Origin of the sequence: Lachnoclostridium sp. An76 (assembly GCF_002161355.1) — a bacterium.
Classification (GTDB): domain Bacteria; phylum Bacillota; class Clostridia; order Lachnospirales; family Lachnospiraceae; genus Mediterraneibacter; species Mediterraneibacter caccavium.
On the sequence record NZ_NFHL01000006.1, the window covers coordinates 36819 to 48931 of the forward strand.

At 50.0% G+C, this 12113-nt stretch carries 9 protein-coding genes; all 9 read left to right on the top strand.

Going from position 1 to position 12113, the window contains the following annotated elements; translation table 11 throughout:
• Positions 1–16: 16 nt before the first annotated feature.
• The 9 genes from B5G27_RS11230 to B5G27_RS11270 all read left to right on the top strand — a co-directional run bounded on the left by B5G27_RS11230 (position 17) and on the right by B5G27_RS11270 (position 11992).
• Positions 17–3340 carry a discoidin domain-containing protein gene (locus B5G27_RS11230; RefSeq protein ID WP_162611238.1) on the top strand — a complete coding sequence of 1108 codons (3324 nt, stop codon included), beginning with the start codon at positions 17–19 and terminating at the stop codon, positions 3338–3340.
• A gap of 214 nt (positions 3341–3554) precedes the next feature.
• Positions 3555–4574 (top strand): type I glyceraldehyde-3-phosphate dehydrogenase, encoded by a 1020-nt coding sequence (gene gap / locus B5G27_RS11235; RefSeq protein ID WP_087178967.1) that lies wholly within the window; start codon positions 3555–3557, stop codon positions 4572–4574.
• Positions 4575–4733: 159 nt separating this feature from the next.
• Positions 4734–5933, top strand: a complete 1200-nt coding sequence (locus tag B5G27_RS11240; RefSeq protein WP_087178968.1) for a phosphoglycerate kinase — start codon at positions 4734–4736, stop codon at positions 5931–5933.
• Positions 5934–6067: 134 nt separating this feature from the next.
• On the top strand, positions 6068–6817 hold the full coding sequence (gene tpiA, locus B5G27_RS11245) for a triose-phosphate isomerase (protein ID WP_087178969.1): 750 nt from the start codon (positions 6068–6070) through the stop codon (positions 6815–6817).
• Between the two features lie 493 nt (positions 6818–7310).
• Complete coding sequence (gene gpmI, locus B5G27_RS11250) at positions 7311–8849, top strand: 2,3-bisphosphoglycerate-independent phosphoglycerate mutase (protein ID WP_087179098.1); 1539 nt, start codon at positions 7311–7313, stop codon at positions 8847–8849.
• The gene (locus tag B5G27_RS11255; RefSeq protein WP_087178970.1) at positions 8759–10381 is read left to right on the top strand and encodes a GGDEF domain-containing phosphodiesterase; all 1623 of its coding nucleotides are present in this window, start codon (positions 8759–8761) and stop codon (positions 10379–10381) included. The genes gpmI and B5G27_RS11255 overlap by 91 nt, the downstream gene beginning before the upstream one ends.
• 33 nt (positions 10382–10414) lie before the next feature.
• Complete coding sequence (gene greA, locus B5G27_RS11260; RefSeq protein ID WP_087178971.1) at positions 10415–10918, top strand: transcription elongation factor GreA; 504 nt, start codon at positions 10415–10417, stop codon at positions 10916–10918.
• A gap of 72 nt (positions 10919–10990) precedes the next feature.
• Positions 10991–11644 (top strand): HAD family hydrolase, encoded by a 654-nt coding sequence (locus tag B5G27_RS11265; protein ID WP_087178972.1) that lies wholly within the window; start codon positions 10991–10993, stop codon positions 11642–11644.
• A 96-nt stretch (positions 11645–11740) separates the two neighbouring features.
• A complete protein-coding gene (locus B5G27_RS11270; protein WP_143449708.1) occupies positions 11741–11992 on the top strand; it encodes a hypothetical protein in 252 nt (83 codons plus the stop codon).
• Positions 11993–12113 lie beyond the last annotated feature (121 nt).

The following is a 12113-nucleotide window of genomic DNA, read 5'->3' on the forward strand; positions in this document are numbered from 1 at the left end:
AAACAGAGGTGAAAACATGAGAAAAACAAAATTTTTACAGAGAGTCCTGGCATTGTCGCTGACGTGCGGTATGGTGCTGCCTGCACTTGCCCTGAACAGTGTCTCTGCGCAGGAGGGGCTCCCGGTCACTCGTTATGCAACTCCGGAACAGGCGCTGGAGAGTTTTGACACGGATTCGGAAACTGCGGACAAGATCGCGAAGAAGGTGGTTTTCGGAAAAGATGCGGCAGGGGCTCCACTGGAGTGGTATATCGCCGGGAAAGATCCTGTGGGAGGCGGTATGGTGCTGGTAAGTGCAGCGCCTTATGAGACGGAAGTGAAGTATAATCCTGAGGGAAATTCCACTGTGGATGCGGACGACCCGTCTATTATATACGAAAACGGCGCTCCGGAGTCAGTGGGTACGAATCATTACGGCGCAAGCAGTATCCGGGCTGAACTCAATGGGGAAGAATCGCTGGAAGCACATTTCACTTCGGTGGAAAAAGATGTGCTGATGGAAAGTACTGTCGCGACAACGGACAGCAAAAACAGCGTTACATACAGAACTGTCGATAAGGTGTATTTCCTGTCAGCCGGTGCTCTGAATTACCCGCAGACAGACAAAAACGGATCTCTGACATTTTATGCGGGAAGCGCAACAAAAGAAACCCCGGATGGGACTCTGGCATACAGTTCAGAATACTGGCTTCCGTTTCCGGCAAAGTTTTTCACACGGTCTCCACGCCCTACGATCCTGTATCATGTGCTGGGCGGAGGTTTTTTGGGCGCGGGGGTACGGCAGGTGACGTCGCTGGACCGCGATACCAGCCCTGCAAACGTGGTTGCAGTTGTGCAGATCAATACAGACGCTATCGACCATTTTGAAGCGGATTCTGATGATGCGGCCTTTGATATCGTGTACAAAGGCGGTACTCCGGGAGAACCTGAGCCTGAGCCGGAGAGTTTCGGGGAGCTCATTATCAATGACGCAGGAAATGCCATCGATGTCAGAGGTGTCACAGGAGAGGTGACACTGTGTGTAGAAAAGAACGGAAATACATACCGCAAGACGCTCACATCGGATATCAGCTATCCTGTGAACCTGCTTTCATTTGACGGGACGTTTATCGACAGTCTGGATGGCGCCTCTGTTTATCTTGAAAAAGACGGTGTGAAAGAATTCGCACGGCAGAGGGAGTTCTATGAATATGACAATGTACTGATCACGGATCAGGAAGGTGCTGTCGTCAATACTGATGATAACAACCATGTCCCGAATGATCCCACACAGGGGCCGGCAGCCTATGCATTTGACAATGACAGATCTACATTTTACCACACAGAGTGGGATCCGGAATATACGGTTTCCGCAGAACAGCCGGCTGAAGTGACAATCGAGTTTAATGAAGTGGTGAATGATATCCATCAGATGGCGTATCTGCCGAGGCAGGATCAGCCAAGCGGAAAGGGCGACTTCCTGCAGTTCAGCATCAGCTACAAAGTCAGCGCAGAGGATGACTGGACGCTGGCAAAAGATGTGACATTCGCTGAGGGAGCAAAGAGTGAGATGCGGTTTGTCTCGTTTGATCCCATCGATGCAAAATATATCCGGTTGGTCATTACATCCGGCACCGGCTTCCATGCATCTGCTTCGGAGATCGATTTCTTCAGGACTGTGGATGACAGGTTCACAGAGCTTGATGCAGCGATCGCAGATGCGGAAAACTTTATAGAAAACGCTGCGAATTATACTCAGGAAAGTATCACAGATATCCAGTCAAAACTGGATGCGGCAAGAACTGTCAGAAATAAAGAGGATGCTTCAAACGATGAGATCGGGCAAGCAGTCAGCAACCTGAATAATGCGGTCAGCCTGGCTGAGCCGACAAATCTTGCAGATCTGGAAGAACTCTATAATACGGTAAATGCAATGCCGGATGACAATTATACGAGCGCGACATGGCAGGCATTAAAGAGCGCCCTGTCGGAAGCAAAGGCTGTCCTCATCGGATCCGGCAGGACATATGAAATGGTGTCAGGAGCGATCGACGCGATCAATGCAGCGGTTGCCGGGCTCAGATACAACCTGGATCTGGCTGGACTGCAGACACTGGTGAACGAGTGCTCCGCTCTGCTGGAAGAGGATCATGAGACAGACGGATGGGCAGAGTTTACTGAGGCTCTTGGAGCGGCTGAGGCGATCCTGGATTCTACTGAGCAGATCACCCAGGATCAAGTCGATGAAGCGAAAACTGCTCTTCAGACAGCAAAAGACGCACTGCATGCTAAATTTGACAAAAATGAACTGAGGGCGCTGATCGATCACTGCAGAGAGTATATGTTTGTTGATACCCGCTATACAAAGGAATCATATGACAAGCTCTGGGATGCGATAGACGCAGCTGAACTGATCGAAGCAGATACCAATACAACTCAGGAACTGATAGATAAAGCGCTTGAAAATCTTAAGGCCGCAGAAGAATACTTACTGGCAAACCGGATCCCTGATAACATTAAGATTATGCTGAGGGAAAAGGTGGCGGAACTGGAGAGTTTTGTCTCTTCCGCAGATAATGAAGCGCTGTATACGGACAGTTCATGGAATACGCTGGAGACGGTTTACGCGGCTGCAAAAGAATTCTCTGATGGTTTAGAGCTTCCGCAAAATCCGATGCGCGATCTGTACACGCACTATACTGCTCTCACAGATGCATATGAGAGTCTTGAGTACAAGCCTGCGGATTATGCCAAAGTAGATGAAGCGATCGCAAAAGCGGATAGCCTCAACAAAGAGAATTATACAGATTTCTCTGCAGTAGAAGAAGCGGTCGCAGCGGTAGACAGGGATAAGAATATTACCGAGCAGACAGCAGTGGATGCAATGGCGCAGGCAATTGAGGATGCGATCACGGCACTTGAGTACAAGCCTGCGGATTACACCAAAGTAGATGAAGCGATTGCAAAAGTGGAGGGGCTGAACAAAGAGGATTACAAAGATTTCTCTGCAGTAGAAGAAGCGATCGCAGCGGTAGTCTGGGATAAAAACATCACAGAGCAGTCAGCAGTGGACGCAATGGCCCAGGCAATCGAAGACGCGATCACGGCACTTGAGAAAAAAGAGGAACCGGACAAGCCGGGGACAGAGGAGCCCGATCCGGACAAGCCGGGAACAGAAGATCCATCACAGGATAAGCCGGGAACAGGCGGTACGGATCAGAAAGAACAGACGAATGAAAACGGGCAGTCCAATGTCCCGCTGACAGGGGATGCATCCAATGTCTTTGTATGGCTTATGATCAGCTTGATATTAGGAGCAGGGCTGAGCCGGGGATTCTTTACCCGGATGAAGAAAAGATAGCGGGACCTGCCTGATCAGAAGATGGCAGTAAGTTGTAACAGTCCGGACGATGGCCGGGCTGTTACAACAATTTGCATTTAGTACTTGAATTTTTGTTTCCGTTTTAGTACAATTATCCTAGTTGATGAATCCTTAACAATGTTTCACCTGTAAGGATTCATTGTTATGACTGTAACACAGTCAAATATTTTCAAATTCTTAGGAGGAATTAATCATGGCAGTAAAAGTAGCGATTAATGGATTTGGACGTATCGGACGTCTCGCTTTCAGACAGATGTTTGGAGCAGAAGGATTTGAGATCGTAGCAATCAACGACCTTACATCCCCGAAGATGCTGGCTCACTTACTGAAATATGACTCAACACAGGGCAAATATGCACTGGCTGACAAAGTTGAGGCTGGAGAGGACTCCATCACAGTTGACGGAAAAGAAATCAAAATCTATGCTAAAGCTGACGCTAAAGAGCTTCCGTGGGGAGAGATTGGCGTTGACGTAGTTCTGGAGTGTACAGGATTCTACACATCCAAAGCAAAAGCTCAGGCACACATTGATGCAGGCGCTAAGAAAGTTATCATCTCTGCTCCGGCTGGAAATGACCTTCCGACGATCGTTTACAATGTAAACCACGAAGAGCTTACAAAGGATGACGACATCATTTCCGCTGCATCCTGTACAACAAACTGCCTCGCTCCGATGGCTAAGGCTCTGAACGACCTTGTACCGATCAAATCCGGTATCATGTGCACGATCCACGCTTACACAGGCGATCAGATGACACTTGACGGACCGCAGAGAAAAGGCGATCTGAGAAGATCACGTGCTGCAGCTGTCAACATCGTTCCGAACAGCACAGGTGCTGCTAAGGCTATCGGCCTTGTTATCCCGGAACTGAACGGCAAACTCATCGGATCCGCTCAGCGTGTTCCGACTCCGACAGGATCCACAACAATCCTGACAGCAGTTGTTGACGGAGAAGTTACAGTTGATCAGATCAACGCAGCTATGAAGGCAGCAGCTAACGAGTCCTACGGCTACAACGAGGATCAGATCGTATCCAGCGATATCGTTGGTATGACATATGGTTCCCTGTTCGACGCTACACAGACAATGGCTCTTCCGGTTGGCGACGGCACAACAGAGGTTCAGGTTGTTTCATGGTATGACAACGAGAACTCTTACACAAGCCAGATGGTAAGAACAATCAAATACTTCGGAAAACTGCTTGAGGCTTAATTCATTCTCAGAATGAGGACAGGCACTCAGAAGATGATTCTGAATAATTGACTCACAATAGGGTCCGGTCTTGTTGTAGGACCGGGCCTTATTTAGTTTTCACATGCATGGAATTTATTTCCGGCACAATGTCATAAAAAGTATCAGGAGGCTATTAAAATGGCAGCACTTAACAAAAAAACAGTAGATGATATCAACGTAAAGGACAAAAGAGTCCTTGTAAGATGCGATTTCAATGTACCGCTTAAGGACGGAAAGATCACAGACGAGACACGTATCGTGGCAGCTCTTCCGACGATCAAGAAGCTGATCGCTGACGGCGGGAAAGTAATCCTCTGCTCACACCTCGGAAAACCGAAGGGAGAGCCGAAGCCGGAACTGTCACTTGCACCGGTAGCTGTAAGGCTTTCCGAGCTCCTCGGACAGGAAGTGAAATTCGCAGCTGATCCGGAAGTCGTAGGACCGAACGCAAAAGCGGCTGTAGAGGCTATGAAAGACGGAGACGTTGTACTTCTTGAGAACACACGTTACAGAGCAGAAGAGACAAAGAACGGCGAGGAGTTCTCCAAAGAGCTTGCATCTCTCTGCGATGTATTCGTAAACGACGCATTCGGAACAGCCCACAGAGCTCACTGCTCAAACGTCGGCGTTACCCAGTATGTCGATACGGCAGTTGTAGGATATCTGATGGAGAAAGAAATCAAATTCCTCGGAAATGCTGTAGAGAATCCGGAGAGACCGTTCGTTGCGATCCTCGGCGGATCTAAAGTATCCAGCAAGATTTCTGTTATCAACAACCTGCTCGAGAAAGTTGACACACTGATCATCGGCGGAGGAATGTGCTATACATTCACAAAGGCTCAGGGCGGAAGCGTAGGCAACTCTCTTCTTGAGGAAGACTACCTGCAGTATGCGCTTGACATGGTGAAGAAAGCAGAGGAGAAAGGTGTGAAACTCCTTCTTCCGGTTGATGCGGTTGCAGCAGATGCATTCTCTAATGATGCAAATACAAAAGTCGTTCCGCAGAATGAGATCCCGGACGGCTGGATGGGACTTGACATCGGACCTGAGACAGCAAAGATGTATGCTGAGGCTGTCAAGACAGCGAAGACAGTTGTATGGAACGGACCGATGGGATGCTTCGAGATGCCGAAGTTTGCTGACGGAACAAAGACAGTTGCAGAGGCTCTTGCTAACACAGACGCTGTAACGATCATCGGTGGCGGTGACTCCGCAGCGGCAGTGAACCAGCTTGGATATGGCGATAAGATGACACATATCTCAACAGGCGGCGGCGCTTCCCTTGAGTTCCTTGAAGGAAAAGAACTGCCGGGCGTAGCAGCAGCTAACGATAAGTAAAAAGCTTAGTGAAGGCAAGCCAAAGGCGCAGGCTGAGCTTAGCGTTTACTTAGTTCGGCGCACTTGGCGAGGTGTTTTCGAGCCTGGTAAGGCGAACATACCCAACAATGCTTAGTGGATAGGAGATAATAAAGATGGCAAGAAAGAAGATCATTGCAGGAAACTGGAAGATGAACAAGACTCCGAGCGAGGCAGTCGCACTTGTAGAGGAGCTGAAGCCGCTCGTGGCGAATGATGAGGTTGACGTAGTATTCTGCGTGCCGGCGATCGATATCGTACCGGTTGTTGAGGCTGTAAAAGGCACAAACATCCAGGTGGGCGCTGAGAATATGTATTTTGAGGAGAGCGGCGCCTATACAGGCGAGATCGCTCCGGCTATGCTCGTAGATGCAGGCGTGAAATATGTTGTTCTCGGACACTCCGAGAGAAGAGATTACTTCGGAGAGACAAACGAGGATGTAAATAAGAAAGTCCTCAAAGCGCTTGAGCACGGCATCACACCGATCATGTGCTGCGGTGAGACTCTGGAGCAGAGAGAGCAGGGCGTGACAATGGATTTCATCCGCCAGCAGGTAAAGGTTGGTCTCCAGAACGTAACGGCTGACCAGGCTAAGACAATGGTCATCGCTTACGAGCCGATCTGGGCGATCGGAACAGGCAAGACAGCTACAACAGAGCAGGCTGAGGAAGTATGCAAGGGTATCCGTGAGTGCATCGCTGAAGTTTATGATGAGGCGACAGCAGAAGCAATCCGCATCCAGTACGGCGGATCTGTAAACGCAGGCAATGCGGCAGAGCTTTTCGCTCAGGCTGATATCGACGGCGGTCTGGTGGGCGGAGCTTCCCTGAAGGCTGACTTCGGAAAGATCGTAAACTACAAATAAAAAAATTTATAAGAATATGGCAGCGGCCCGGGCGGGGAGAATCCTCTATCCGGGCCGCTTCTGTGCGAGATTAAATAAAAGAATGATAATATCCTGTATTTGGGGTAGTATAGACAGGAACAGCATTTGAGTTTTACAGCCTGTAATGTGAATGTTATGATCAGAAAAAAGAAAGAAGGATTATCATGAATTACGCATGCATATCTGGAAGATCATTTATTACCAGGAAAGATTTGACTTTATTCTGGAAACGATTATCTTGCTCGATTTTTAAGAAAATCAGATTCTTTGGATGACAATTTTGGAAAAACCTATGTTTTTTTATCAGATGAGTGTCGGCCGATGTATTTTGTTATGGATTGGGAGTAAACTTACATTATGGATTGGGAGCAGGGCTAAACAGGCAATCCTGCATCTTGAAAAATCCGGGAAAAGCGGGTACAATAAAAAACGGGACAAAGCGCCCAAATGTACAGATAAAGGAGATATGGATATGAGCAAGAAACCAACCGTATTGATGATATTAGACGGCTACGGCTTGAGAGATGACAAGCATGGGAACGCAGTCGCTGAGGCGGCGACACCGGTCATGGACAAACTGATGGCTGAGTGCCCGTTTGTGAAGGGAAATGCCAGCGGCATGGCTGTCGGGCTTCCGGACGGACAGATGGGAAACTCTGAGGTAGGACACCTGAACATGGGCGCAGGACGCATCGTGTATCAGGATCTGACAAAGATCACGAAAGCCATCCAGGACGGAGATTTCTTTGAGAATAAGGCACTCCTTGCAGCATGCGAGAATGTGAAGAAAAATGATTCCGCTCTGCACCTGATGGGGCTGGTGTCTGACGGCGGCGTGCATAGCCACAACACACATATTTACGGGCTGCTTGAGCTGGCGAAGAGACAGGGCATTGAGAAAGTCTATGTGCACTGCTTCCTTGACGGACGTGATACTCCTCCGGCATCCGGTAAAGAATATGTGGAAGAGTTGGAAGCAAAGATGAAAGAGATCGGCGTAGGTGAAGTTGCGACAGTGGCGGGCCGCTACTATGCGATGGACCGCGATAACCGCTGGGACCGTGTGGAGAGAGCTTACAAGGCGCTTGTAAAAGGTGAGGGCGTTGAAGCTGCTTCTGCCACAGAGGGCATCCAGGCTTCCTATGACAATGAGAAGACAGATGAATTTGTCGAGCCAATGGTGATCATGAAAGACGGCGCTCCGACGGCTACGGTAAAAGACGGAGATTCCATTATCTTCTTTAACTTCCGCCCGGACCGTGCAAGAGAGATCACGAGGACGTTCTGCGACGATGACTTTACAGGATTTGACCGCGGTGAGAGGGTGAAGACCACATATGTGTGCTTTACAGAGTATGATGTGACCATCCCGAACAAGCTGGTTGCGTTTGTAAAGGAAGAGATCACAAACACATTCGGCGAGTTCCTGGCTGCACATGGCCTGAAGCAGGCCCGTATCGCGGAGACAGAGAAATATGCGCACGTTACGTTCTTCTTCAACGGCGGCGTGGAGGAGCCGAACCCGGGTGAGGACCGCATCCTTGTGAAATCCCCGAAGGTTGCGACTTATGACCTGAAGCCGGAGATGAGCGCTTATGAGGTATGTGATAAGCTGGTAGAGGCGATCAAGTCTGACAAATATGATGTGATCATCATCAATTTCGCAAATCCGGATATGGTCGGCCATACAGGAGTCGAGAATGCAGCGATCCAGGCGATCGAAGCTGTGGACAAGTGTGTCGGAAGAGCGGTTGACGCCATCAAAGAAGTGGACGGACAGATGTTTATCTGCGCGGACCACGGAAATGCAGAGCAGCTGATCGATGAGGAGACAGGCGAGCCGTTTACAGCCCACACGACGAACCAGGTTCCGTTTATCCTCGTGAATGCGGATCCGTCCTATAAGTTAAGAGAGGGTGGATGCCTGGCGGATATCGCTCCGACGCTGATCGAGCTGATGGGGATGGAGCAGCCGAAGGAAATGACAGGAACTTCACTGCTCGTAAAATAATGGATCATATCAATGAGAAAAAAATACAGGGACGTTTGAAGAAAACGGCTATGATCGTTGCTGCCACGGGAGTGATCCTGCTGGCAGCAGCTGGATTTTTCGGCTTTTTTTTGTTGGATCCTGTCGAATGGGCGGATGAACGGACGGGCACGGGCGGAATAGCTGTTTACGGCCTGGCTGTGGCCTTGTTCCTGCTCTGCCTCTGGATGGCATGTTCCTTTGCCCTGTTCCGGAGGGATATGGGCAGGCTTTACCAGCTGGCATTTTATGACCGGCTGACCGGGGCATATCATTTTTCAAGATTCCGCCAGGAGGCTGCCGTGGCGTCGGAGAAGAGTGGGAACTGTACGCTTGTATCCCTGAATATCCATCAGTTTAAGTTTATTAACGAGATATTCGGGAAGGAACAGGGGGACAGGGTTCTTAAGGCTGCCGCGGACATCATCTCCGGCGCTCTCTGCGTCAATGAGATATTCTGCCGGGAGAGTGCGGATTTTTTCTATCTCTTTCTGCGGGAGACGGACAGAGAAAGAGTAAGGCAGCGTCTGACCGCGGTCATGGACCGTATCTCCCGTTATGGAGAAAACACCGGCTGCCATATCCTCCTGTACTGCGGGGCAGTGATTTCGGACATGGAAGGCGAGAGATACAGTCTGGAGCAGATGCTGACGCACGTCATGTTTGCTCTGGCAAAGGCAAAAGAGACGCATCAGAACAATGTGTGGTTCTTTGATTCCATACTGCATGATAAGGAGCGTCTGGATCATTATGTGGAGAGCCATATGTATCAGGCGCTGCGGGACGGGGAGTTTGCCCTCTGGCTCCAGGTGAAGCGGGACTTAAAGACCGGGAAGGCGGCCGGAGCGGAAGCGCTTGTCCGCTGGGAGGCAGGGGACGGTACATCGCTGCGTCCAGATCAGTTTGTCCCGCTGTTTGAGCAGAATGGATTCTGCACGAAGCTGGATATGTATATGGTGGAAAAAGTGTGCGCGTGTATCCGCGGCTGGCTGGAACGGGGGTATGTGCCCCTGCCGGTCTCGGTGAATCAGTCAAAAGCCGCTCTGTATCAGGCTGATTATGTGCGGAGAGTGTCAGATACCGCGGAGAGATATGGCGTTCCGTCAGAGCTCCTGACTCTGGAGATACTGGAAGGGGCGGCTCTGGAGAATGCGGAGGAGTTTGACCGGACGGTCTGCGAGCTCAGGGAAAAAGGATTTCAGGTATCGATGGATGATTTCGGCAGCGGGTATTCTTCCCTGAATACGCTGGGCAGTCTCCATATCGATGAGGTGAAGCTGGACCGGGGATTCTTAAGGGAAGTATCGTCCGGGGCCAATGAGCGGATGTGCCTTGTCACGGAGCAGATCATATCTCTGTGCAAAAAGCTGCACATCCGGACTGTCGTGGAGGGCGTGGAGACTGCGGAAGATGACAGGATGATCCGCGGATGGGGCTGTGAGGCCGGGCAGGGGTATTATTACGGAAAGCCGGTCTGCGCGGAAGAGTTTACGAAGCAGTATATAGAGAAATAAAAGAAAACAGACAGAACAGAAGGGGAATACAGGATGGGTGAAAGACTGACCAAAAGTGATGTGGAGAAGATACAGGCGGAGATCGACCACCGGAAACTGGTGGAAAGGAAAGAGCTGATCGAGGCCGTCAAGGAGGCCCGTTCCCACGGCGACCTGAGCGAAAATTTTGAGTACCATGCTGCAAAGAAGGAAAAGAACCGAAATGAGAGCCGGATACGTTATCTGGAGAGGATGCTTAAGAATGCAGTGATCGTGGAGGATCATTCTGCGTCAGATGAGGTGGGCCTGAATAACACGGTGGAGATTTACTGCGAAGATGACGATGAAGTCGAGACATACCGGATCGTGACATCTGTAAGGGGAAGCTCTCTGAACGGGCTGGTCAGCATTGAGTCCCCGCTCGGAAAGGCGCTTCTGGGGCATAAGGAAGGCGACCGTGTATTTGTGAAGGTAAATGCAGACTTCGGGTATTATGTGGTGATCCGCAAAGTGATAAAGACCGAGAGCGAGGCAGAGGACCAGATCCGAAGTTTCTGACAGAGAGAAGAACACTGAGGGAAGAATGCAGAGGGAAGAATATAGAGAGAAGAGCACAGGGAGGATAACAGGATGAAGTATCAGATCGCGCTTTTTGACCTGGACGGGACTATCACGGATTCCGGTCCCGGCATCGTCAACAGCATCCGCTATGCGCTGGAAAAGCACGGGATGCCGGTCCCGGAGGAGAAAGTGCTCCGCACATTTATCGGACCGCCGTTGAAAGAACAGTTTCAGGCTGTATGCGGGCTTAATGAAGAAGAAGGTGCGCGTATGGTGGAAGCATACCGGGAATATTATACGGACAGAGGGATCTTTGAGAACAGTGTGTACAGCGGCGTGACAGAGATGCTGGAGCGGCTGAAAGAGTCAGGGGTCCGTATCCTTATGGCAACGGCAAAACCGGAAAAATTTGCGAGGCGGATCGCAGAGCATTTTGACTTTGCAAGATATTTTGAATTTATCGGCGGCGCGTGCATGGACGGCAGGCGAACGGACAAGTATGAGGTGATCGAATATGTGATCCGCCAGTGCGGGATCTCTGAGGAGGAGAGGGAAAGTGCGGTCATGATCGGAGACCGTTCCCACGATATGATCGGCGCGGCCAAGGCGGGGCTGCACAGCCTGGGAGTGCTGTACGGATACGGAGACCGGGCAGAGCTGGAAGGCGCGGGGGCGGAGATGATCGCAGAGACGCCGGAAGAAGTGTGCGGGCTCATTTTGTAAAAATTTTTACACAGATTTTTCATCTTCTCCCGTATAGGATTTACATCCCATGACTATAATGTACTCAAAAGAAGATACATTAGAGTAAATGGGGGAATGATGATGTACAAAGGATTATGGAAACTGATCACGAAGTATACGGACAGCAGTCATGCTGTATCCATATTTCTGCCCGTGCTGATCGTGCTGTGGACGCTGGCGGGTGTTGCGGTTGGATCGGCTGTATGTCTTGCAACAGGTGCGGATATGGTGACCGCGCTTGCAGATCTGATCTGCGCCGGCGGATACGCAGGCCTCATACTGGGACTGTTTGGAGGATGCTTTTATCTTTACCGGCTCGGCGTGTAAAAAAAGATTGACATACAAACAGAGTATGCTCTATAATAATTCCATTGACAGGAGATAGCAAGGGAGCTGTTACCTATAACAGGGGACAGCTCTCTCTTTTTTTATTCGCTCAGGAGTTGAT